Raw genomic sequence first — 24,275 nt, forward strand, 5'->3', positions numbered from 1 at the left:
CTCATCCGCCCGACGACACAACCCCGACCGCCGCAAGAGACCGCCACATGGCTCGCGTACAACTGGAATTGCCCGAACAGTTCATCTACAAAACCAGTATGCAAATTCGCTACACCGATTTAAATACCGGAGGCCATGTAGGCAACGACCAGATGATCTCGCTGATATCATCGGCCCGTTACAGCTTCTTTCAACACCTGCAGGTCAACCTTGAAAACATCGACAACCACCGGATTGTGGTAACCGATCTGGTCACCTCCTACCGGGCGGAAAGTTTTGCGGAAGAAGTGCTGCATTTCGAACTGGGGTTTATGGACTTCAACGCCTACGGCGGGGATATCATTTTTCGTGTCACCAAAACCGACAAGACCCTCGTAACCCTCGCCAAAACTGGCTTTGTGTTTATCAACCAGGCGGGGAAAGTGTCACCAATTCCTCAGGGGTTTATCAATCTGCTGCCCGACAACGTCAAACCCTGACAGACTCCACACCAGTAAAGCCCTGCAAATGACCGAACCCCAAACGCAAAAAAGCCACCCGAAGGTGGCTTTTTTCGCAGCGAACGCCCAAGCCTCTTACAGGCTGTCAGCGTTCTCGCTCAGGTAAGCCGCAACACCGTCCGGGGAAGCAGTCATGCCTTTATCGCCTTCCTTCCAACCAGCGGGACACACTTCACCGTGCTCCTGGTGGAAAGCCAGCGCGTCAACCATACGCAACATCTCGTCAACGTTACGTCCCAGTGGCAGATCGTTAACCACCTGGTGACGAACCACACCGTCTTCGTCGATCAGGAAAGAGCCGCGGAAAGCAACACCGGCGTCAGCGAATTCAACGTCGTATGCCTGGCAGATCTCGTGCTTGGTGTCAGCCACCAAGGTGTATTTGACGGGACCAATACCACCTTCGTTAACGGGAGTGTTACGCCATGCGTTGTGACTGAACTGGGAATCGATGGAAACACCGATCACTTCAACACCACGCTTCTGGAACTCTTCAAAGCGGTGGTCAAACGCCAACAACTCAGAAGGGCACACAAAGGTGAAGTCCAGTGGGTAGAAAAAGACAACCGCTTTTTTACCTTTAATGGCTTCGGACAAAGTAAATGAATCTACGATTTCGCCACTGCCCAGTACGGCTGCTGCGGTAAAATCTGGTGCTGGCTTGCTAACTAATACGCCCATGATAAATCTCCCTTCATTATTTAGAGCAATGCAATTACGGTATGTAACCTTAGCAGCAGTCAGGAAAACTGCTACCGACAAATTCGGCCAGAGGGTCTTAACAGGTTCAACATTGTGACCGCAGGCAGTCAAATATCAACCTATGAATTTCTAACGCCTCAATAGCTGCTGGCTATAATACACAGCCCATCCGCCCTGTCCCATTAATTTTTTATATCGCTCTGATTACAGCAAACATGCCGTCACACTACCAACTTCTTATGCCCAACTACCCAACAAATGGTGCGTTTTACAACCAAAAGATAGTTAATGGGAAACAGTCTCAATTGTTGTTGACAACAATTCTCGTTAGCACTACTATCAACCCATAAACAAACGCTATCGCTTTGATAGCTCTGTGATTAACGCCCTTTGGGGCTCAGCTGTTGGATATACGAGTCATGTACGTTTGCCTCTGTAAAGGTATCACCGACAATCAAATCAAGGATGCTGTCTTTGGTGGAGCCTCCAGCCTGCGTGAAGTGCGCAAGCAACTGGGTGTTATGAGCCAGTGCGGCAAGTGCGGCATCATGACCAAGCAAATTGTCGAAGAGACGCTCTCGGTGCCAACGACCCAGGAACAGGAAAACCTGTTTTACGCGGTCAACTGAACGCTACACCTCGCGTCATCCAGACGCACCAATCCGCAGACATTTCTGCTACCCCTTGTGTCATCTCTGCGGCCCCGATTATCACTCCTGGGGCCCTGAAGGTCCAAACCCAAAAGGTGGCGCCCCCCAATCAGCCATTCAATAACCCGCACGCCACCGCTCACTGAATACCCGCAGCTCATCCGGCAACCCCAATCAACAGTGTTTTCCTGCCATGAGCTGTTGGCCAGAGATTGACCATCCAACAGCTAATGCTTTCTATAGCCGGACAAGAACAGGTATAATGCGCGCCGATTTCTGTCCGCCACATCCCCACTCTGGGGCTGGCAACACCTTGAGGAATAAAACCTTGAATTTGGATCAAGCGACTCCGGAACAACTTCAACAATGGGAAGCAGAACTGGCGAACCAATACCAAAGCCTGCAAGACCAATCTCTCAACCTGGACCTGACCCGCGGCAAACCGTCGGCTGAACAGCTGAACCTGTCAGATGCGCTCGACGGCATCCTCGACGGTGACTATCGCGCGGCTGACGGCACGGACGTGCGCAACTACGGTGGCCTCGATGGCATTCAAGAAGCCAAGCAATTTGCCGCCGATGTCCTGCAAGTCAATACCAGTGAAGTTCTGGTCGGTGGCAACAGCAGCCTGACCTTGATGTTCCAAACCGTTCTGTTTGCCCACGAATTCGGCCTGCAAGGTGCTGATAGCGCCTGGAAAACACAAGGCAAGGTCAAGTTCCTGTGTCCGGTCCCCGGTTATGACCGTCACTTTACTGTGTGCGAGCAGCTGGGCATCGACATGGTCACCGTTCCCATGCTGTCGACGGGCCCGGACATGGACCAGGTCGAAGCCATGATCAAAGCTGACCCGCAGATTGTTGGCATGTGGTGTGTGCCGAAGTACTCGAACCCTACCGGTGTGGTTTACAGCGACGAAACGGTGGAGCGCATCGCCCAGCTGGCCAACATCGCCAACCCTTACTTCCGGGTGTTTTGGGACAACGCCTACGCTGTTCACGACCTGGTCGAAAACCCACCCGAGCTGGCCAACATTATGGACGCCTGTCGCAAGCACAACACTGAAGACAGCGTGCTGCAATTCGCCTCGACCTCTAAAATTACCCATGCGGGTTCAGGCGTGTGCTTCATGGCCGCCTCGCCGGCAAACCTGGCGGGCTTTCAACAGGTTCTGGCCAGCTGCACCATCGGTCCTGACAAAGTGAATCAGTTGCGCCACGCTCGCCTGCTGCCGGACATGACGGCATTGCGCGCGCACATGAAAAAGCACGCAGCCATCATTCAGCCTCGCTTCAATTCGGTACTGGAAAACCTGAGCAGCGCTTTTGACGGCACCGGACTGGGCACCTGGGAAACGCCAGTGGGGGGTTATTTCATCTCATTCGACACCCTGCCTGGTTGCGCTCAAGCCGTGGTTAAATTAGCCGCTGACGCAGGCGTGAAACTCACCCCCGCCGGCGCCACCTTCCCCTACGGCAAGGACCCCCAGGATCGCAATATCCGCCTGGCGCCCACCGTGCCCACGGTGGAAGAAGTGGATCAGGCCATGAAAGTGTTTGAAGTGTGTGTCAAATTAGCCTCTGTGCGCAGCAAGCTGGCCGCCTAATCGGCCCGGGACCTTAACCGGCCCCACCTTCAAGCAAAAGCGTCAAAATGGCTGCCCCGGGGCAGCCATTTTTATTGGCGGTCCTCGAACCTACCGCTTTGCCACTGCCGGTTCGTTCAAGGCGGTTAAAGACACGCAGCTTCTGTAGCCGCCTGATAGATTCTGACATCGCGAAATTCTGCGGACTCATCCAGGTCCGGCATGGTGCAGCCGGAACGGCGATCAATTTGACGATAGGGTGGAAAATCAAAGTTCTTCACTCGCGAATCCGCAATCAGAACCTCGCCCGCACGATCGACAAAGCGGGACAGCCAGGGAAAATTATCCCGATCGTAGAGAACGTCTGCAACGATGATGAGGTCCACCGAACCGTCGATGTGGTCAAAGTCATCACTGTAGGTTAACGTCACCTGGTTCAGCTCGGCGTTCTCCCGAGTCGCCAACATAGCCACCGGATCGATATCGCAGGCAACCACTTCCGCGGCTCCCGCCTTGGCGGCGGCTATCGCCACAACTCCCGAGCCACACCCAAAATCCACCACCCGCTTGCCCGCCACCAAGTCGGGATTCGCCACGATGTACTCTGACAACACCAACCCGGAAGCCCAGCAAAAAGCCCAGTAATATGGCTGGTCCATTAACCTCAAAGCCGCTTCCTGAGGCAGCTGCCCCTGCGGATAGTCTTTGTTCATCAAATAGAGTTTGATGCCAGTGCCGTTCTCGAGATCCAGGGCTTCAATACGCGCAGTGGGTAAAATTTCGTGGACAATGTCCGTAAGCGTTGAACTGATCAATCTGGTAGATTCCTTGGCACAGGCTGAACAAAACAGGCATCACAACACCAAGCGTCTGCGTCTGTCTGCTAGCCGGAAAAGCATAAAAGCCAGCATTATAACCCTAACTCCGCCTCAAAATTCAATCACCAACACACAATGGAGAGGGATGCTGACGGCCCCCAGCTTATTCAATCCAGCTTTCAGTGCCCAAAATCTATAGCTCAATGATCTAAAAAGAGTAACTGTTTAACAGTATTTGGTTCTAATGTTAGACAGAATTGAAGGGTCATCATATTCCCAGAAGGATCGGTCATCCCTATGTGTGCATGTAACAGCCTGAAACGAGTTTTCACGCGGTTGCCCAGCTGCCTGTTATTGGCGGGCCTGCTCTGCCTCACTGTCTCTGCACATGCCGACAACAGCCTGGAAGGCGAATGGATTCAATACCTGAAACAAGCTCACAGCCAGGCGGGCAAACCCATGCCCTACGCCTATCTGGCCGATGAAGATTTGATTCGCCTCACCAAAGAAGACCTGCAGCGCCTGACAGGCTCCTACGGTGACAAAGACGATCACAAACGGTCCAAGCTGCAGTTCAGTGAATTGAACTATCAAGCCGACGTCACCGACGATTACCTGCAGCTGCGGTTTTTTTATCAATTTTAACCGTCGCGCAGCAACGGTATCAAAGCAACTCCCACCAAGAACTCACCCCTCGTCGAACAAGCTCACAGCAACTCAGGTGAACTGACGTTTTCTGTCAAGCCCATATCCTTTCCTGACCCCAACATAACCCCCAGCCAACGAGTTCCTTCCAGGCTTTCCAGTGCAAATTTGACCATCATCGTCAATGGCACCGACAACAGCATACCCACCGGCCCGAAAACCCAGCCCCAGAACACCAAAGACAGGAATACCACCAGCGTCGACAGATCCAGACCCTTGCCCATAATACGCGGCTCCAGCAGATTACCAACCACCATGTTAATGGCAACGTAGCCTGCCGCGGTCAAAACAGCGTCGGGAACCCCCAGCTGGATCAGAGCCAGTAACACCGTCGGTACGGCGGCCAAGATGGAGCCCAGATTGGGAATAAAATTCAGCAGAAAAGCCAACAACCCCCAGAGCGCCGGGTAATCCACCCCCAGCCACCACACCCACCCCATCACCAGAAAACCGGTGAGCAGGCTCAAACTGGTTTTGATGGCCATGTATTGGTTGACGCTGTGAGTAAAACGTTTCAGGACGGTCACGGCTCGCTCTGCCTCCGGGTGCGCGCTCAGCATTTTATCGCTGAAACGAACCTCCTCTGCGAGAACAAAAAGTACGGTCAGTAAAATCAGAATCGCATTGGTCATGACGTTGCCGAAGGAAGCCAGAGTATTGCCCACAAACGCCAAAGCAATATTGGGGTTAAAGACCTCTTTCCACATTTGATTGGGCAACTCAATACCCCTGCCCTGCAATAACTCCTGCAACTGCAAGCTAAGAAACTGTAAACGCTCCTGATATTGAGGCAGGTCTTCCCTAAACTCGTTGATCGAAGAGCCCACCACCATACCCACCAGAAAGCCAATCCCGACGATGGCCAACAACATAATCAATAACGCCAGCCAGCTGGGAATGCCTTTTTTCTTCAACCACGCGAAGGGCGGAGTACAAATCATTGCAATAAACAGTGACAGTAAAAACGGGATCAGAACCGACTCCGCCGCACGCATACCGGCAATCACAATCACAAACGCCGCCATCACTATCAGAAAGCGCGCTACCGGGGTATCTTGTAATGCCATAAAAAAGATTTCCTTAACTTGAACCAATCACAGACGTTAAAGCAGCCCAGCATATCAGCTGCTGGCTGGCGCTGACATCTTTTCGGTTTCCAAGTTGTGGAACTGGATACTTGTTCTGCAAAAATGATCCGGGGAGCTAACTGGCAACACCCAGTGAAAGGATTCCGGCAGCGGAGTCAGGCCGTCTCAGGCGCCGCCATAAAGGCATCCACCTTTGCTCAAAAAGCCGACGTTAGTCGCCTTTCAGTCCAGGCTTTTTCAGTGTCGTGTGTTTTGAGGTTTTTTGATGTTGCTGCACTTGCTCCAACAACTCGCCGATTTGCTCCATCCCGCGTTGATCCAGTAAAAAACCGGTACGGCGCCCTTCACCCATAAAACTCACCTCATCAATTTCCACACACCGCTGGCGTATGCGCTCAAGGAAAGGATCACTGCGTATGGGATAACCGCAAAAAACCCGCCAATCGTTCTCCGTTGCCTGTCCGAGAAGCATCCATTCCAGCAACCTCTGGACGTCTTCGGTACTGACCTGGTAATGAGGTGTTTTCACCCACATCAACAGCGCCATCACCAGGGCACAGATTACGACGCTAAACAGGATTGAAGTGAGCAACAGCACAGGCAACTTTCCGACAATGTTTTCGGTTAACGACGGCAAACCCGGGGACAGATGGAAACATCAAGACCTCAAGGAAATATCAGGAGTTTCAGGGCCAGCACCAATATAACCACCACCAGTACCGGTCGAATCAACGCGGCCCCCTTGTGGATGACCAGTTGTGACCCCAGGCGGGCACCGATGAATTGTGCTGCCGCCATGGCAATGGCCAGCCCCCACACCACCTGCCCAGCAAGAATAAAGATCACCATGGAAGTGGTATTGGTGATCAACACCAATGGCTTGGTGTGGGCGGTCGCCTTGCGGAGATTGAACCCCCTCAGCGAAGAAAAGGCAACCGCATAAAAAGACCCCATCCCAGGCCCCAGAAAACCGCCATAGAAACCGATGCCACCGCCGATGAGTGCATCAAAGCGCTTTGCTGGCCAGCGAGGCACGCTGTCTTCATCAGACATTCGAGGCGATATCGCAACGTACAGCGCCAACCCAATCAGCAGATAAGGCAGCATCATTTCCAGCATTTCAGAATCGAGTTGCTGCACAATCAATGTACCGCAGACCGCACCAACAAAAGCATACACCAGCGAGGCTTTCATGCTGCCCAGGTCAATGTGTCCTTTGCGCAAAAAATTGAGTGCTGAAGACAAGGTGCCAAACACGCTTTGAAACTTGTTGGTCGCCAGGGCATTCAATGGCGGTATGCCCGCCGCCAGTAAAACAGGTAAGACAATCAATCCCCCCGAGCCGGCTATGGCACTGATAAAGCCCGCCACAAAGCCTATGATCGTGAGAAACACAAACATCCCCACCGACAGATCCAACATCAACATGCCATCAAACTCTCAACCTTCCTCATTACACAACTGCTGAAGAGTGCAGCCAGAGGGCACTCTGGGGTATCTCGTATCTCAAAAATTACATTTCCCCTTCAACAACCGGCATATGAGAAATAAACCAGTCCTCAATACGCTGCATAAATGAGTTTGCTGGCTGAGACGTTAACACCAGATCATCCGAAACCCAAGTCACTTGATCACGCTCATTCAACTCAAGGTGCCAGGCATTGGCTTTGGTAAAATCTGGCTCAACACTGGAGCGAACAGCTTTGTTGAGAGCTTGATCTTTCACCAACAGCCCCATTTCCGTATTTAACTTAAGGGATCTAGGGTCCAGATTGGCGCTGCCAATAAAGACTTTATCGTCATCAATCACCAGTACTTTGGCATGCAATGCCAGACTTTTGCTATCCGTCGGGGGGAACATATAGAGAAAACGCTGCTTGGCATCAGCGCGCACCTCATGCAACTTTGCCCCGTGAGACATGAGTGTGTGAATGTGATTGCGGTAGGCGCTGTGCGCCGCAAGATGATTGTTGGAGCGCAAGGAATTGGTCAGAATACGAATGCGAACGCCCCGATCAACCGCACGTTCAATAGCGCCTTCAAGGTCAATGGTGGGAATCAGGTAAGCAGAGATGATCAATATTTCTTCCTCAGCCTGATCGAACAATGCAATGATTTCATTGGCCACCTGAACCGGTGCACTGTCTGAGTCGGCAGGATTGTCACCGGCTGGCACATCCACATAGAGTACAACCTCACCGGAATAAGCGCCGTCGACCAATTGCAACCAGCGTTTTTTGCGAACGCTGTCAGACTCCTCCCGGTGCAGATGGGTATTTTCGACAGTCACCTGACGCGACTGCTCCAACTCAAAAGGAGCCTCAGTGACATGAGACAGCCGCTCAACCGGCAGCGACCACAAATCGTTCCAATATTGATCAAAACTTCTCGTCAAATCGGTAATTATGCTCCCACCGACCAATAGCTCCATATCCCGAAAATTTGCCAACCCGTGGAGGCCATAATACTCATCCGCCAGGTTGCGGCCACCGACAATGGCAACGCGGTTATCCACAATCATGGCCTTATTGTGCATGCGGTGATCCAGCCGGTGAAACTCCGTCAAGTTCACCAGCGTCCTGATCACAAGCCCGTTCATCCGCCGCTTGTAAGGGTTGTAAATCCGATACTCAATGTTGGGGTGTTCATGTAGCGCCAGGGTGGCTGCGTCATCTCCCGCAAGGAAGGTATCGTCAATGAGCAACTTAACCTGTACCCCCCGATCAGCGGCTTGAATCAAATGATCCATCACCATCGAACCCACAACGTCATGACTCCAGAGGAAGGTTTGTAAATCGATGCTCTCGGTAGCGGAATCAATGGCCAGTAAACGCCAATCCAGAGACAGGCCACCATCACTTAATAGAACCTGCCAATCCCCCTGTCGCCTCGCGGCCAACTCGTCCCAGAGATCGTTGGGAGCTGCTGCAGGTGTATATTCCGGCGCAAGCACGTCCAGCTTTAACGACGAGCACCCCATCGCCAGCATCAGCAGGGTCACAGGTAACAGCGCTCGGAAAGGATGGCATGAAATCAGGTATTGGTAAAAGCCGGACGGGTCAGCATTCATCGCCGCGCCTCCTGGCCACCAGGCCGGTAGGGCAACAAACCGCTGAAACCCGGCGGTAAACGCAGAGCCTCTGGGTTGAAAACTCTGCGCAAAGGCAAGTGCGCTGATAAGGGTTGTGCGGGTGAGTTGAGAGTGCAAAATCCGGGAGTCATGAGCTGATTACCATTTCAGGAGACTCCCTCAGTATAGATTATTGATTTTGAGGGTTAATCCCGACGAACTTGTCATTCATATACTGACGGATCTCTTCGGCCTGAAGTTCATGGTTTCCCGTTGCCCGCACCACTTTATCGATAATAATCGATTTCTCGGGGGCATTCATGCCCACCAGCATAACAGGCACGTCCGCATCATAGGCAATACGCAAAAAGCCGGTTTTCCAGGAATAGACTTTGCTGCGGGTACCTTCCGGTGTGATGCCCAGCCAGACTTGGTCGTGATCGCGATACCAGCCGACGGCCTGACCCACCACGTCAGTGGCCTGCTTGCGGTCAATGGGAATGGCCCCAAAATTCATGAACATGTTTTTAAACGGCCAAAAAAAAGCTTCCTTTTTCATCATAAACGAAACTTTTAAATTTAATGCCAGCAGCACGCTGACCGCCAAAATAAAATCCCAATTCGATGTGTGCGGTGCCAAAATAACCATCAACTTGGGTTCATTGGGCAGCTCACCGGTCAGTTTCCAGCCCATCAGTCGCAGCATAAAGCGGCCAAACTTTTGGGACATGCCTGCCTTTCGTTGAGGCATATTCTCAGGAATCGTGGATTCGATCGTCATGCGGTAACCTATCTTTAAAACGGTGTCGGCTGAAGCTGGTTCCTCAACCAAGCCGTTTTCACTCTCTCTTTTTTCTGGTGAAAGTTATTATGTAGAAGCAGTTTTTCTTTTCACCAGGCTTCTGCGTTCTCAATCATTGCCGGCTGAAACCTGGCGACATATCGCTGTAAACGAATGCCGCGGCAAGCTTCTGACTCGCAGTGAATGGTACTTAATGTTCCCGGGTAGCCCGGAAACGCACTTCAGGATGACGCTCTTCGGTTAACGCCAGGTTCACCCGCGTTGGAGCGAGATAGGTCAGATGACCGCCGCCATCAATGGCCAGGTTATCCACGCACTTGCGCTTAAACTCTTCGAATTTCTTTTCATCGTCGCAATCAACCCAGCGTGCCGTATTAACACTCACCGGTTCATAGATGGCTTCGACTTTATATTCGTCTTTCAACCGGTAGGCCACCACTTCAAACTGCAGCACCCCCACCGCGCCCACCACAATGTCATTGGAACGCTCGGGGAAGAAGACCTGAGTGGAACCCTCTTCCGACAACTGCTGCAAACCTTTTTGCAATTGCTTGGTTTTGAGCGGGTCTTTCAAACGAATTTTTCTGAACAGCTCCGGAGCGAAGTGAGGAATTCCAGTAAACTTCAGGTCTTCGCCTTCGGTAAAGGCATCGCCAATCTGAATGGTGCCGTGGTTGTGCAGGCCAATGATGTCCCCGGAAATCGCCTCTTCCACATGACTGCGATCACCGGCAAGGAAGGTCACCGCATCGGCAATCTTCACATCCTTGCCCAATCTCACGTGCTTCATTTTCATGCCTTTGGAATACTTGCCAGAACACACCCGCATAAACGCAATCCGGTCGCGGTGCTTCGGGTCCATATTCGCCTGAATCTTAAACACAAAGCCACTGAACTTTTCTTCGGTGGAGGCAACCGATCGGTTAATGGTGTCCCGAGCGAGGGGTGGCGGAGCGTATTCCACAAAACCATCCAGCATTTCACGCACACCAAAATTACCCAGCGCGGTCCCGAAAAATACTGGCGTCATACGCCCTGCCAGGTATTCCTCGACATCAAATTCGTGGGTGGCACCGCGCACTAACTCGATTTCTTCCCGAATGTCATCGGCATAAGCACCCAGCAGGGTCGTGGCTTCATCGCTGTCAAGCCCCTGAATCTGGACATCATCGTTGATGGTATGTCCCATCCCCTGCTGAAACACATGGATGGTATCGGTGTAGAGGTTATACACTCCCTTAAACTCTTTCCCCATGCCCAGTGGCCAATTGATGGGGGCGGCAGCAATTTTCAACACCGATTCCACTTCATCCATGACATCAATGGGATCGCGAATATCGCGGTCCATTTTGTTCACAAACGATAAAATCGGGGTGTCGCGCAATCGGCAAACTTCCATCAATTTGATGGTCCGGTCTTCCACACCTTTGGCCCCATCAATGACCATCAAGACCGAATCCACCGCCGTCAGGGTGCGGTAGGTATCTTCAGAGAAGTCTTCGTGCCCCGGGGTATCCAGCAGGTTAACGATACGGCCTTTATAGGGGAACTGCATCACTGACGAGGTTACCGAGATGCCTCGCTCCTGCTCCATGGTCATCCAGTCGGACTTGGCGTGAGGCCCACGTTTGCCTTTTACGGAGCCCGCCAGCTGAATGGCGTTGCCGAACAGCAGCAGCTTTTCAGTAATGGTGGTTTTACCGGCATCCGGGTGGGAGATAATCGCGAAGGTACGGCGTTTGCCGACTTCCTGCAGGAATGAAGCATTTGACATGAATCTGGGTTCTTTTCAATTCAGGGCGAAGCATTAGTGCTCGACGCATCAGTAAAGCCGGCTATTTTCGCGCATCGCTGCCGGATACACAATCACCGCTGCCCAGTCTGCTCAAATAACCCGTCGCCAGGCCTCAATGGAGCCATCAACTCAAGCCCAATGACCGGGACCAGCGCTGACCACCCGCGATCAGCGGCTCTCTGGTCGATGTCGCAGGCTTGACTGTAGCGGGCGCGGCTTACTGAGCACCGCCGGCGCTGCTCTGCACCCGGTACAAATAACGGCGCAACCATCGGTAACCCCAGGCCGCCATGATGATGTTGGACAGCGCCGTGGCCGCAAACAACCCGTTTACCCCCCAGACCGTCTGGCCAATCAACGCCAGAGGCAGGTACAGCCCCAAGACCCGCAGCACCGAAATCACCATGGCGGGAACGGGAAACCCCAGGCCATTGAAGGCGGCGTTCACGGCCATGACCAAACCGGCACAGCCGTAACTCACGGGAACGAGGGTTAAATAGGCAACGGCAACCGCAATCACCGCCGGCGAATCACTGAACCAGGCCGCCACTGTCGCGCCCAGCAACCACATCAACAGCGTCAGACCCAACCCAAACAACAAACAAAAACGCAACACAAACGCCAGCACCTGATCTTGACGTGCATGGTATTCATTGGCCATGTTTTGCCCCAAAAACGGGCCAATGACACCAGACGCCGCGTAAAAAGCAATCAACACCACCGGTTCGATACGCATCGCGACCCCAAAGCCGGCCACGGCATCCACCCCATGAGCGGCCACCAGCGCCACGGTAATCCCGCCCGCCAGGGGGATGATCATGTTGGAGGTCATGGCCGGAAGACCAATATGCAAAATGGAGCGCCAGGACAGCTTGAGCGTGCCCCAGTGACGGCTGGGCCAGGTCATCAAGCCCAGGTGCCGGGTGACAAAGTATAAAGACGCGACGGCCATCCCCACCCGGGTGATCAGCGTTGCCCAGGCGGCACCGGCAATTTCCATCCGCGGCACGACGCCCCAGCCGAAGATCAGCAAGGGGTCGAGAGCCACATTCACCAGCGCTGACACCAGCATCAGCATACCGGCAAACTTGTTATTACCGGTGGCGCGCATCATGGCCGACATCACCATCGGCATAATGACAAACGGGGTATTGAGGTACCAAACCGTCATGTACTCGGAAATCAGCGGTATCAAGGTCGCGTCGGCCCCGAGCAGCAGAAACAGCGGTTCTATCGTCGCCAAGCCCAGGCCCATCATCAACAAAGAGAGAACAAAGCTCAGCAGCAACGTATCGCCCGCCAGCTCGCGACTCCCTTCAAGATCCCTTTGCCCCAGGCGTCGAGCCATCACAGACGAAGTCCCCGCCCCGAGCCCGATGGCCATACTGGTCACCAACATGACCACGGGAAAGGTAAAGCTCATGGCGGCTAAGGCATCACTGCCCAGCTGCGCGACAAAAAAGGTATCCACCGCATTGAACGACATGGTCGCCAGCAGACCCCACACCATCGGCAGTGCCATCAGCGTCAATTGTCGCCCCACAGGGCCTTCGGTAAATGAGACAGATTGTTTCACAAGAGATCCGTAAACAAGGTTGATGGCCGCACAGGCCTGACTCCGCGCCGGCATGAAATTGGGCGCTATTAAAACACAGTTTGCCGTCATGGACTGCACAGCCTGCGACAATGTGTCACATCGCGAGCCCCCCCGGGTATCAGTACCATAACCCCCATTAAAAACAGCTTTTTTTATTTGCCGGTATACCGCCTTAGGTTTACCGATTTCCTGGGGGCCTCCTTGTTAATCTATAAACGCAACCTGCTAATGTATAAACGCCACCTGCTTGCCAGCGCTCTGGTGCTCACCCAGCTGCCCGTCTTCGCGGACGCGTTGCCCACGGTCTCAGTGGAAGAAAGCATCTGGCCTTTCGCCGTCCATCACACCGCCACGACGGCTGACATCCACGCCGCCGACACGGCCTCCGCGCTGCAGGCCCTAGCTGGCGCAGCCGTCAATCGCAATGGCGGACTCACAGGCATTGCTCAATACCGGGGGTCATCCGGTGACCGGGTTAACGTAACCATTGATGGCGCCAGTATTGGCAGCGGTGGCCCCAACGCGATGGACACCCCCCTGTCCTACATTCCGGCATCCCAATTGGCCAGTCTGGCAATCGTCCGCGGAACCGCTTCCGTCAGTGAGGGCCAGGAAACCCTGGGCGGTCACATCGCTGCAACCAGCTACCAGGGCGAATTCACGGACAGCGCTGCCGCCGACCTCAATGGCCGGATTCACACCAACTGGCACAGCCAGAATCGCGGCAGCAGTTCCAGCCTGCAGATTATTGGCGCCAACCAGAATTACAAGGCGGGCTTCAGTGGCAGCTACGATCACGCCGAGGACAGTATTTTCGCCGGCGGCAACATCGACAGCACCCGCTATGAACGCCGCCGCCACGATGTTTTTTACGGCTACCGCCAGCAAGACACCGAAGTGAATATCAAACTGGGCCAAAACAACACCGGAGACTCGGGAACCCCGGCGCTGCCAATGGACATCACCGCCATTGACAGCGACCTGGCCAGCGTCGATGCCTCGACCCAAGCCTTTGACATGCTGCTTTCCTGGCACAGCAGCTACAGTGACATTGACCACACCATGGACAACTTCAGCCTGCGTCCGCAACCGGTGATGGGCCCACGGCAAACAAACGCCACCGGTCGCCAGGTGGCGCACAAACTGATGGCAACCCGGACGCTGGACAACAGCTTGATCCGAATCGGCACCGACTATTCAGACACGACGCACCATGCCTTACTCACCAATCCTGACATGGCCCTGTTTGAAATCCAGAATTTCAACCATGCCGAACGCACCATCAGCGGCGTGTTTGCCGAGTGGCAGCAATCCCGCGGGGCTTTGAGCTGGGAGCTGGGCGCTCGCTTCAACCGTGTTGAGATGGCAGCCGGTGAAGTGAGTGCGTTCCTGGGCGCGGGCGTGAGCGGCATGATGGACATGGGCATGATGACCACTATGGCCAACATGCTGGCGATGGCCTTTAACAACAGCAAGCGCCACCTCACCGATCACAATCGGGACCTGGTGTTGAAAATGGCCTACCAGCTGAGTGACACGCTCAGCGTAAACGCCAGCCTCTCCCACAAACAGCGAGCGCCGTCCTATCAGGAGCGTTATTTATGGCTGCCGCTGCAAGCCACTGGCGGGCTGGCGGACGGCTACACTTATCTGGGCAATCTGGATCTGGAGAGCGAAACCGCCAGGGAACTGAATCTGGGTCTCGACTACCGCACTGAAGACGGCTACCTCTCGCTGCAGACCTTCTACCGCGAGGTGGATGACTACATTCAGGGTACCCTCTACCAGGCCAGCGGCAATATGATGATCGACAATGCGGTAGCCATGTTTGCCGCCATGATGAGCAGTGGCAATCCAGCCCTGCAATACAACAACATCAACGCCCGGCTGTACGGCGGAGAGCTAACTTACGGGCTGCAGCTCAACCCGCATTGGTCGCTGTCCGGCAGTCTGAATTACATCAGGGGCCAGCGCGCCGACAGCGACGACGACCTGTACCGAATCGCCCCGCTCAACCACCGGATCGCCCTGAACTATCAGCAGGACCAGTGGAGCGTCCGACTGGTCAGCGAAATGTTTGACCAACAACCCCACGTCTCGGACTACAATCGCGAAGCCAAAACCAGTGGCTATGGCGTGCTGCACCTGTCCGCCAGTTATGACCTGAGTGACGCCCTGCAACTGCGGGCAGGGATCGATAACCTGGCCGACAAACGCTATCGGGATCACTTGGCCGGCTACAACCGCGTCAGGGGCAACGAGGACATCGCCGTCGGTGAGCGACTGTATGGCACCGGTCGCAGCGCCATACTGGGCCTGACCTACCACTGGTAAGCCAGATCCCGGAGCTCAAGCTACCTCCGGGCAATGGACGACGCTAAAGCTCGCCACGGGCAGCAGAAGTCACTTAAGATACGCCCATGAACAGTTTTAAATTTACCGCCTCAGCACCGGAAGCCAACCTGCGTCGCCTGTTAATGATTCGCGGGTTGTTTCTGCTGATGGTCTGCGCCACCCTGGGCTATTGTTTCTGGCAACTGCAGCTCCCCCTCGCCTACCGTTCAATTTTGTGGGTATTGACCGCTATGACGGTGGTTTCCATCGCCTCCCTGGTTCAGCTTCACGCCTCTCAGCGCACCTCCGAGCTCGCCTTTTTCACTCAATTACTGATTGATGTTGTTGCCGTGAGCTTGCTGCTGTTCTTTGCCGGTGGTGCCGACAACCCCTTTGTCTCTTATTATTTAGTGCCGCTGTGCATCGCCGCTGCCACGCTGCCCCGCCACTTTACCTGGCCGCTGGTGCTCATCTCCCTGTTGCTGTACAGCAGCCTGATCTTTTTTAAAATCCCGCTGCCGGACATTGCGCCCCACCACTCCCACGGCTCCCCCCGGGGGTTCAGCAATATCAGTATTCACACCATCGGCATGTGGATTAATTTTCTCTTCAGTGCCTTGCTGATCAGTTATTTTGTCTTGGCGATGGCAACGTCATTGCGACGGCAGGATGCCGCGCTGGCAGAACTGAAGGAAGACCGCTTGCGCGATGACCAGCTCATGGCACTGGCCACGCTGGCCGCAGGCACCGCACACGACCTGGGCACCCCCTTAACCACCATCAAGGCGCTGTTGCATGAGATGCAATCCGAGTATGTCCAGGCCCCCAGACCGGGCACCGATCAGGGGCTGGAATTGAAGAACGACCTGGAGCTGTTGCAAAATCAGGTGTCACACTGCACAACCACCCTGCAGCAATTGAACCGGCAAGCCGGTGAGCTCAAAGACGGCATCCTGCCGCTGAACGACCTGCGCCAGCAATGCAGTAAAATCATTGATAACTGGATGCTGCTACGACCCGAGGTGGAAGCCCGGGTTCACTGGGATGACCTCGCACCGCAGGTGCAGGTACGCTGGCAACCCACGGTGGCACATTCCATCAGTAACCTGCTGAACAACGCAGCTGACGCCAACCCCAAAGGCATTGCGGTGGATGTCCACTGGACGCGAGAAAAATTGACGCTCCAGATCCACGATAAAGGACCCGGCATCGAGCCTGAGCTGGCTCAGGATTTGGGCAAGGCTTTTGTGACACATAAGGGCCAAGGACGCGGTCTGGGGCTCTTTTTAACCCGTGCCGCTATTAAACGCTATGGCGGTGAAGTCACCATAGCCGGACACCCTCAACAAGGCACCTTGACCACTCTGACATTGCCGTTGCACCCCGGCGGCCAGGAGTCTCAGTCATGACAGGCACTGCTGTCTCACCCACAGAACCCTCAACAGCGACGCCAGAAGGCCCGGTGATGCTGGTGGTGGATGATGATGCCGCCTTAACCCGAGTATTGGCCAGGGCATTTAAGCGGCGCGGCTATCGGGTGTTTGAAGCCAATTGCAGTGACGCCGCGCTCTCTGTGTGTGAGCTGCACAAGCCTGATCGCTGTGTACTGGATTTAAAAATTGCCCACGAGTCCGGGCTGCCGTTGATCAGCCGGCTCAAACAGCTGCTGCCCGAACTGGAGATTGTTATGCTCACGGGCTATTCGAGCATCAATACCGCCGTAGAAGCCATCAAGCTAGGCGCCACCCATTACTTGTGCAAGCCCGCAGACGCCGATGAGATAGAACGGGCTTTTGGCCACCGAGCAGGTCAGGAAGACACGGAAATTCAGGCAACCCCGCCGTCAGTCAACCGGCTGGAGTGGGAACACATTCAGAAAGTGCTGGCCGAACACGACGGCAATATTTCCGCCACTGCACGCGCCTTGAACATGCATCGCCGAACTTTGCAGCGCAAATTGCAAAAGCGACCGGTGCGACAATAGCCTCCAGCCATTCTCTGGCCATTGAGAAGTACGCAAGGCTACAAGCACACGAGCTGTCTTATGGGCTTGCTGCAATCCTAAAGACCGCGACGCCAGTGGCTCTGGTGAGCGGAGGGTTTTCGTATCCGAGGCGACCACCGCGAGCCTGCGTTTCACGCCACAGGGCAACGCGATAGAACGTCAACCGTCGGCTAGAACTCTTCCACGTCGAAAGGTTCAGAACTGACGCCATCATCATCGTTGGAGCTGGCCCCCAAAGACACGAACACCACGTTCCGGGAAGATTTTTTCTGAAAGATAGCCCAGACTTTTTCGTGACGACTTTGCGGCTCTTTTTCCCCCAGGCAATACTTCACAAACTCCTGCTCCTCGGGGGTTACCGGAGTTCGCTCGCCACTGGCAAGGGCCAGATAGGCGTAGCCGTGATTCTCCAACAACTGCACCTGCTCACGGGTGAACTCTCCGCTTCTGGCAAAACCGTAAGGGAAGTGATCTGTGCCCCAGAACTTGCGTCCTTTTTGATCAAAGTCTTGAAATTGCGTCGCCATAATAACCACTCAAAATACTGATTGAATCCCATTTCCGCGATTATCTTTAGCCAACTTTAGGCTGTACAATGACTTTTTTTTGTTGTTCCGATCAACATTATTGATTGAAGGGCCTGACCAGAGTGAACCCCCTATGAACACTGAATTACTTCGCACGTTTCTGGAAGTCTCCAAAACCCGACATTTTGGCCAAGCCGCTGAAAACCTTTGCCTGACCCAGTCTGCGGTGAGCTTCAGAATACGGCAATTGGAAGAAATTATCGGCGTGCCGCTGTTCACCCGGGAACGCAATAACATACTGCTCACCCCTTCCGGTGACCGCCTTCTCCCCCACGCCGAAAATATCCTCGCCTCCTGGCAACTGGCCTTGCAGGACGTGGCCGTTTCTAGCGGCCAGGATATACAACTGGCACTGGGGGCCACCTCCAACCTGTGGGATACCTTTCTCCAGGCCATCCTGCCGAAGCTGGCTCAACAGGTAGAGGGGTTGCACATACGCACCGACATCAGCAGCCCACAGGAATTGACCCGAGCCCTGCTGGGCGGTCGCCTGGATATGATTGTGGTGCTGGATCCGCCCAAGGTGGTCGAAGTGGAAACGATCAAAATCGGCCATATTGAATTGGTCTGTGTGGCCAATACTCCCCAGGCCCGCATTGAGGATATGGAGAACATCGGTCACATCTTTGTCGACTGGGGAACCGCCTTCAATTTACAACACGCCCGCCTGTTCCCCCGGCCTGTAGCCCCTATCCTGCACACTGGCCAAAGCCACATCGCTCTGGAGTTTTTATTGAGCCACGGCGGCTCGGCGTTTTTACCCAAGGCGCTGGTGACCCCGTATCTGCAAGAAGAACGCCTGTTTATGATGCCAGAAATCCACAGCCTCAGCCGTGATGTTTACGCCGTCTACAACAGCGGCAGTCGACGCGCCGAGTCTCTGCGCCCCATTGTGGATCTGTTGCAAAAAGCCGACCTGAAACCGACCAGCCATACCCCCCGGTAACGTCGGGTTAAGGTCTGTAGCGGTGGAAGAAAGCGCGTCGAGGCAAGCAGAAACACTGACATCTTACGAGGTCAGTTTCACCTGGCGGTAGCCCGTGGCCGCCATCACCAGGGTCATAAATGGGCTGATCAGGCAAAATAGCGCAAAGGGTGCGTAACTGAGAGTGGCCACCCCCAATACCGTGGCGTGATACGCCCCGCAGGTATTCCAGGGCACCAGCACCGAAGTGACCGTTCCGGTGTCTTCCAGAGTTCGGCTGAGATTTTGTGAGGCCAGGCCCCGTTCCTTGTAGGCATTGGCGAACATCCGCCCCGGAATCACAATGGCCAGATATTGATCGGATGTAGTGGCATTACTGAACAAACAGGTACCGGCGGTGGTGGCGATCAAGCCGGTCACCGAACGGGCTTTGCTGATCAATGCCTGGGTAATGCGTTGCAGGAAACCGGAAGCCTCCATCGCGCCGCCAAACGTCATGGCGGACATGATCAGCCAAATGGTGCCCAGCATTCCAGAGATCCCCCCGGATGTCAGCAACCCATCCAGCAACTCATTGTTGGTGACAATGGCAATATCGCCAAAACAGGCCTTCATTACCCCTCGATAGACCGCAAACTCTTCAGTTCCGCCTTCTGCAACCCCGATACTTTTCACCAGGTCTGGCTGAAAAATGAGCGCGAATAGGGCCCCCGCCACCACGCCGGCAAACAGCGCTGGCAGCGCCGGGACTTTTTTCAGAATCATCACCAGCACCAGTGCCGGGACTAAAAGCAGCCACGGGCTGATGTGAATATTTTCACGCAGCACAATCGCAATCTCGTCGGAGGCCAAAGCCTCCGGCTCTTGTGCGCCAAACCCCAAAAGCGCAAACAGCGTCAGGGCAATGACAATCGAGGGCATGGTGGTAATCATCATATAGCGAATGTGGGTAAACAATTCAGTGCCCGTCGACGCCGCCGCTAAATTGGTGGTATCGGATAAGGGGGACATTTTATCGCCAAAATACGCGCCAGAAATGATCGCTCCGGCCACCATGCCGGGGGCGATCCCCATCACCTGCCCGATCCCCATCAAGGCAATACCAATGGTCGCAGAGGTAGTCCAGGAGCTGCCGGTAAAAATGGCCACAATGGCGCTGATCACCACCGCTGAAGCCAGAAACCAGCTGGCATTGAGAATGTGCAACCCATAGTAAATCATGGTTGGGATGACACCGGAGAGCAGCCAGGTACCCGACAAAGCCCCCACCATCAACAGAATCAGCATGGCCGGTATGGCTATTTTCAAACTGGTACAGATGCCCTCTTCGATTTCCTTCCAGGAGGTGTGATAAAAAAAGGCGACAATCGACGCCACCGCGGCACTGAGCATCAGGATAACCTGATTGGAACCACTGACTGCGTCATCTCCGAAAATAAACACATTCAAGCTCAACATGGCCACCATAAACACCAGAGGGATGCAGGCTGCCAGCAACGGAATTTTCGGCCTATCGTGCAAGACTATGTCCAGCTCCGCCTCGAAGTCGTTCTTTTTATGATCAGAGTCCAAAATCACCACCAATGTGCTTATAACGTGTAACTAAAGTACGTGTTTTGAAATAAAAAAAACAGTAAAAATAAACAGTAGCCGTGTTCAAGCCATCAAGGTTCAGTATACTCATAAGTGGCGACCCTGAATGAGGGACGCCTGAAGGCACCGCTGAGCACTACTGCCAGTATCGAAGGTGCCCTGAATCGCCAATGTTCAGGTGATTGAGCCTTGTCACCACACGACGATTGGTTAAGACGATCACCCATGGACAGCCATCTGGAACCCCCAATCAGGGACACGTTTTGTATGCACCAGTCGACTCTTATGCCCCCGCCAACCCTGCAAGACTTTTTAAATCACCATCAACTGCCCGACAGTTATGCGGAAACCATCGATAATTACGTCCGCCCCATGGCACAGGCGTTAGCGCAACAACACGCGCAGGAAGTCCGCCCCTTGATTGTTGGCGTGAATGGCTGTCAGGGCTCCGGCAAAACGACGCTGTCGGATGCCATGGTGATGATTTTGGCCGGCGAGTACCAGCTTAAGGCCGTGGCCATCTCGATTGATGATTTTTACCTCACCAAGGCTGAACGCGAAACACTGGCCACCGAAGTTCACCCCCTGTTGCGCACACGCGGCGTACCCGGCACCCACGACGTCAGCCTCGCTCTGGAAACCCTCGAGGCACTGACGCAGGACTCGGGCTTGGTGGCGATCCCTCGCTTTGATAAATCACAGGACGACCGGGCTGCCAAAGAAGATTGGGATCGGCAGCAGAGTCCATTAGACATCATTATTCTTGAAGGCTGGTGTGTCGGTGCAGAAGCAGAACCCATGAACGGGTTGATGGATCCAATTAACGAACTTGAAGCCCTGGAAGATCCCGAGGGCAATTGGCGTCATTACGTCAATGCGCAATTGCAGTTGGGCTATAAAGAATTGTTCAACAAGCTGGATGCCCGCATCATGCTGCAAGCGCCCTCGTTTGATTGCGTCTATCGCTGGCGTCTGGAGCAGGAAGAAAAGCTCAAGCAAAAAACCAGTGGCAGCGGCATCATGTCGGAGAGTGACATCCTGCGTTTCATTCAGCACTATCAGCGCATTACCGAAAACACGCTGAAACGCCTGCCGGACAAGGTCAATTTTCTCATGGTTCTGGATTCGCAGCGGCGCATCACCAGCTTTCAACAGCCCATTGCGCTGTCATAAAGCCAGCTCCGCCAGTTGAGAGGCAAGATCCGTCGGTTCAGTGGTCACTCATCCGCTGTCTCTAGCCCTGCGCTACGAACCTTCCATAAAATTCCTGGTTGCGCAAAGCACAATATCATAAACAAAACCGCACAAAAAACCAGACACTGACGGATCAGTGTCTGGCAACTACCACTTATTGAACGAGGATCAGAAAGAAGCTTCAGCCGTCAACCAAACTTTATCGGTATCGGCACCAAAATCGTCAGCCGAATAATCCGAATACTTGAGGCTCAACCCCAATGGGCCAAATTTTTTCGCGACCACGAAGCCCACCTCGGAACCCAGAGAATCCATACCGGATGCCGATGAATCATCGGATTCCAGAGTGTGGTACACCAACGACAATTTCACCCCACCGAGTACCGTGGTCGCCGAGGCGTACAGATCTTCGATACCACCGACGATGTTACCGGAACCACCGCCCAGGAATTTATCATTCCAACCCTGGAATTTATGTAAGGTGGCTAACGGAGTGATGAACTGGCCATCGGTACCATCAGCACCCATCAGCTCATAACCCGCCGCCAGGGTGACAGCACCAACTTTGTAAGAGCCTTCGGCCAGAACGTAGTCAGCATCGTAGCTGGCGGGGTTATTCGCTGCATCCGATTGCGTGGCGTACTCCAGCGCGTATCCGAAATCGCCAGTTTTACCCGCAAAACGCAGGCCATAAGTATCGGTAGAAAAAGAGGCAACGTCTTCGTTATCAATCAGGTACGCGTACCCAGTAATGCTGCCCACTGAAAAACCGGAATATTTGGCATTGAGCAGGTAGGTATCATTTTCATTGTCACCGCGAGGATCATCTTCGCCAAAAATTCGATTGACGTTATATACGTAGGCCAGGAACACATCGGTATCGGGCAAGGATTTGTTGCTGACCGTAAAGCCATCATAAGTTTGCTCGTTCTGGCGGAAACCCACCCCACCCACAAAGCGCTGATTGTCCAACAGGATGCGCTGGCGACCATACTTCATGGTGGTGTCACCAACGGCGTAGGACACATACGCCTGGTTCACTTCGGTCCCCTCAGGATCGCCAACTCCGCCTTCAAAATCGGTTACATGGGTCACATCGTCCATTTCGATCAAACCACCGAACCCTTTGTACGCACCCGACTTATAGGTTAACCGGGTTTTTAGAGACGTCAGGTCAACTTTATCAGCGCCATCCACATCCACCTGCTCACCCCGCAGGCGAAAATTCAGTGACACATCACCTTCAGACAAGGCTTCGTTTATGGTTTCCGCTGCCAGGCTGGGCATGGCCACACCACACGCAGCTGCGATCACAGTAGACAATACACTATTTTTGAATACTCTCATGGTTATCTCCTAAGTTTTAATTTTTTGCCTGAGCTTTTTTTGTTGAAAAAAATTTACGTTACTGTTTAACACTTAATGCTTGATCAACCCGGATCGCTTACGCAACCGCAGATTTGTTATTCGTGGGCGGAATTTTTTTTCGGCTGATTGGCTCAATTTTCCTCTGCTTTTCGTAAAGGAACTTCAGCACCTCGGAGCGCAAGTGGATGTACACCGGATCCTCAGCCAAAGACAAGCGATCACGTGGACGCTCTAAATTGATATCCAAAATCTCACCGACGGTCGCTGATGGACCATTGGTCATCATCACAATACGATCAGACAACAGTACGGCTTCGTCCACATCGTGAGTAATCATGATGACGGTGTTATTCAGTTCGGCCTGAATTTCCATCAGGGAATCCTGCATGTGCGCACGGGTCAGGGCATCAAGTGCACCAAAGGGCTCATCCATCAGCAGAACTTCCGGCTGCATCGCCAGGGCACGGGCGATACCCACACGCTGCTTCATTCCCCCTGAAATCTCATCGGGACGTTTGTTGATGGCGTGATCCATGTGCACCAATTCCAGGTTGTGTTCAATCCACTCTTTTTTCTCAGCTTTGGATTTACTCTTTCCGAACACCTGATTGACCGCCAGCTCCACGTTTTCATAGGCCGTCAACCAGGGCAGCAAAGAGTGGTTCTGGAAAACGACGGCACGCTCAGGGCCGGGAGCGTTTACCTCCTTGCCGTTTAAAACCACGCCGCCTTTGGAGGCCTGATACAGTCCCGCCACCACATTGAGCACGGTAGATTTACCACATCCGGAATGCCCGATCAGGGACACGAACTCGCCTTTTTCGATTTTCAAACTGACATCGCTTAATGCCTTGAATGGCCCTTTAGGGGTTGGAAACTCCATGTCGATGTGGCTGATATCCAATAAGATGCTCATTGCTATTCTCCTAAAAATTCTGACTGTTTGATTTCAGTAAG

Annotated in this window: 22 protein-coding genes; 9 read left to right on the forward strand and 13 right to left on the reverse strand. The window is 53.7% G+C overall.

Features of this window, described 5'->3' with window-relative positions:
- The first annotated feature begins 47 nt into the window (after nt 1–47).
- Nucleotides 48–479, forward strand: coding sequence for a thioesterase family protein (locus G8770_RS00740; RefSeq protein ID WP_167180733.1), 432 nt, complete (start codon nt 48–50; stop codon nt 477–479).
- A 96-nt stretch (nt 480–575) separates the two neighbouring features.
- On the opposite strand, the gene G8770_RS00745 is transcribed toward G8770_RS00740, so the two are convergent.
- Nucleotides 576–1,181 (reverse strand): peroxiredoxin, encoded by a 606-nt coding sequence (locus G8770_RS00745; protein ID WP_167180735.1) that lies wholly within the window; start codon nt 1,179–1,181, stop codon nt 576–578.
- A 440-nt stretch (nt 1,182–1,621) separates the two neighbouring features.
- Here G8770_RS00745 and G8770_RS00750 point away from each other — a divergent pair, with 440 nt between their 5' ends.
- Together G8770_RS00750 and G8770_RS00755 are read left to right on the forward strand one after the other, a co-directional pair.
- On the forward strand, nt 1,622–1,831 hold the full coding sequence (locus G8770_RS00750) for a bacterioferritin-associated ferredoxin (RefSeq protein ID WP_167180737.1): 210 nt from the start codon (nt 1,622–1,624) through the stop codon (nt 1,829–1,831).
- A 349-nt stretch (nt 1,832–2,180) separates the two neighbouring features.
- Nucleotides 2,181–3,458: an aspartate aminotransferase type Ic gene (locus tag G8770_RS00755; RefSeq protein ID WP_167180739.1), complete on the forward strand. Its 1,278-nt coding sequence runs from the start codon at nt 2,181–2,183 to the stop codon at nt 3,456–3,458.
- A gap of 125 nt (nt 3,459–3,583) precedes the next feature.
- On the opposite strand, the gene G8770_RS24290 is transcribed toward G8770_RS00755, so the two are convergent.
- Nucleotides 3,584–4,252, reverse strand: coding sequence for a class I SAM-dependent methyltransferase (locus G8770_RS24290; RefSeq protein WP_279537067.1), 669 nt, complete (start codon nt 4,250–4,252; stop codon nt 3,584–3,586).
- 300 nt (nt 4,253–4,552) lie between these two features.
- Between G8770_RS24290 and G8770_RS00765 the strand changes: the two genes are divergently transcribed.
- Nucleotides 4,553–4,900, forward strand: coding sequence for a hypothetical protein (locus G8770_RS00765; RefSeq protein ID WP_167180742.1), 348 nt, complete (start codon nt 4,553–4,555; stop codon nt 4,898–4,900).
- A 62-nt stretch (nt 4,901–4,962) separates the two neighbouring features.
- On the opposite strand, the gene G8770_RS00770 is transcribed toward G8770_RS00765, so the two are convergent.
- The 7 genes from G8770_RS00770 to G8770_RS00800 form a co-directional block, all read right to left on the reverse strand.
- A complete protein-coding gene (locus tag G8770_RS00770) occupies nt 4,963–6,027 on the reverse strand; it encodes an AI-2E family transporter (RefSeq protein WP_167180744.1) in 1,065 nt (354 codons plus the stop codon).
- A gap of 232 nt (nt 6,028–6,259) precedes the next feature.
- Complete coding sequence (locus tag G8770_RS00775; protein ID WP_167180745.1) at nt 6,260–6,646, reverse strand: hypothetical protein; 387 nt, start codon at nt 6,644–6,646, stop codon at nt 6,260–6,262.
- 68 nt (nt 6,647–6,714) lie between these two features.
- The gene (locus G8770_RS00780; RefSeq protein ID WP_167180747.1) at nt 6,715–7,476 is read right to left on the reverse strand and encodes a TSUP family transporter; all 762 of its coding nucleotides are present in this window, start codon (nt 7,474–7,476) and stop codon (nt 6,715–6,717) included.
- Between the two features lie 85 nt (nt 7,477–7,561).
- Nucleotides 7,562–9,118, reverse strand: coding sequence for a phospholipase D-like domain-containing protein (locus tag G8770_RS00785; protein ID WP_167180749.1), 1,557 nt, complete (start codon nt 9,116–9,118; stop codon nt 7,562–7,564).
- Between the two features lie 190 nt (nt 9,119–9,308).
- Entirely contained in the window at nt 9,309–9,899 is a 591-nt protein-coding gene (locus tag G8770_RS00790) for a 1-acyl-sn-glycerol-3-phosphate acyltransferase (protein ID WP_208021965.1), read from the reverse strand.
- Between the two features lie 211 nt (nt 9,900–10,110).
- Nucleotides 10,111–11,694 carry a peptide chain release factor 3 gene (locus G8770_RS00795; protein ID WP_167180752.1) on the reverse strand — a complete coding sequence of 528 codons (1,584 nt, stop codon included), beginning with the start codon at nt 11,692–11,694 and terminating at the stop codon, nt 10,111–10,113.
- Between the two features lie 238 nt (nt 11,695–11,932).
- On the reverse strand, nt 11,933–13,291 hold the full coding sequence (locus G8770_RS00800; RefSeq protein ID WP_208021966.1) for an MATE family efflux transporter: 1,359 nt from the start codon (nt 13,289–13,291) through the stop codon (nt 11,933–11,935).
- 249 nt (nt 13,292–13,540) lie between these two features.
- On the opposite strand from G8770_RS00800, the gene G8770_RS00805 reads away from it, so the two are divergent.
- The 3 genes from G8770_RS00805 to G8770_RS00815 all read left to right on the forward strand — a co-directional run bounded on the left by G8770_RS00805 (nt 13,541) and on the right by G8770_RS00815 (nt 17,630).
- Nucleotides 13,541–15,646, forward strand: a complete 2,106-nt coding sequence (locus G8770_RS00805; RefSeq protein WP_167180756.1) for a TonB-dependent receptor — start codon at nt 13,541–13,543, stop codon at nt 15,644–15,646.
- 86 nt (nt 15,647–15,732) lie between these two features.
- Nucleotides 15,733–17,055 carry a sensor histidine kinase gene (locus G8770_RS00810; RefSeq protein ID WP_167180758.1) on the forward strand — a complete coding sequence of 441 codons (1,323 nt, stop codon included), beginning with the start codon at nt 15,733–15,735 and terminating at the stop codon, nt 17,053–17,055.
- Entirely contained in the window at nt 17,052–17,630 is a 579-nt protein-coding gene (locus G8770_RS00815) for a response regulator transcription factor (protein WP_167180760.1), read from the forward strand. The genes G8770_RS00810 and G8770_RS00815 overlap by 4 nt, the downstream gene beginning before the upstream one ends.
- 191 nt (nt 17,631–17,821) lie before the next feature.
- On the opposite strand, the gene G8770_RS00820 is transcribed toward G8770_RS00815, so the two are convergent.
- On the reverse strand, nt 17,822–18,178 hold the full coding sequence (locus G8770_RS00820) for a MaoP family protein (protein WP_167180762.1): 357 nt from the start codon (nt 18,176–18,178) through the stop codon (nt 17,822–17,824).
- 133 nt (nt 18,179–18,311) lie between these two features.
- Here G8770_RS00820 and G8770_RS00825 point away from each other — a divergent pair, with 133 nt between their 5' ends.
- Complete coding sequence (locus G8770_RS00825; RefSeq protein ID WP_167180764.1) at nt 18,312–19,184, forward strand: LysR family transcriptional regulator; 873 nt, start codon at nt 18,312–18,314, stop codon at nt 19,182–19,184.
- Nucleotides 19,185–19,247: 63 nt separating this feature from the next.
- Here the strand turns inward: G8770_RS00825 and nhaC are convergent, their stop codons facing one another.
- On the reverse strand, nt 19,248–20,735 hold the full coding sequence (gene nhaC, locus G8770_RS00830; RefSeq protein ID WP_167180766.1) for a Na+/H+ antiporter NhaC: 1,488 nt from the start codon (nt 20,733–20,735) through the stop codon (nt 19,248–19,250).
- Between the two features lie 288 nt (nt 20,736–21,023).
- On the opposite strand from nhaC, the gene G8770_RS00835 reads away from it, so the two are divergent.
- The gene (locus G8770_RS00835; RefSeq protein ID WP_243760210.1) at nt 21,024–21,929 is read left to right on the forward strand and encodes a kinase; all 906 of its coding nucleotides are present in this window, start codon (nt 21,024–21,026) and stop codon (nt 21,927–21,929) included.
- A 189-nt stretch (nt 21,930–22,118) separates the two neighbouring features.
- Here G8770_RS00835 and G8770_RS00840 read toward each other — a convergent pair whose 3' ends face one another.
- Nucleotides 22,119–23,297 (reverse strand): alginate export family protein, encoded by a 1,179-nt coding sequence (locus G8770_RS00840; protein WP_167180768.1) that lies wholly within the window; start codon nt 23,295–23,297, stop codon nt 22,119–22,121.
- A 97-nt stretch (nt 23,298–23,394) separates the two neighbouring features.
- The gene (locus G8770_RS00845; RefSeq protein WP_167180770.1) at nt 23,395–24,234 is read right to left on the reverse strand and encodes an ABC transporter ATP-binding protein; all 840 of its coding nucleotides are present in this window, start codon (nt 24,232–24,234) and stop codon (nt 23,395–23,397) included.
- Between the last annotated feature and the right edge of the window lie 41 nt (nt 24,235–24,275).

Source organism: Pseudomaricurvus hydrocarbonicus, from assembly GCF_011602365.1.
Taxonomy (GTDB): Bacteria; Pseudomonadota; Gammaproteobacteria; order Pseudomonadales; family Cellvibrionaceae; genus Pseudomaricurvus; species Pseudomaricurvus hydrocarbonicus.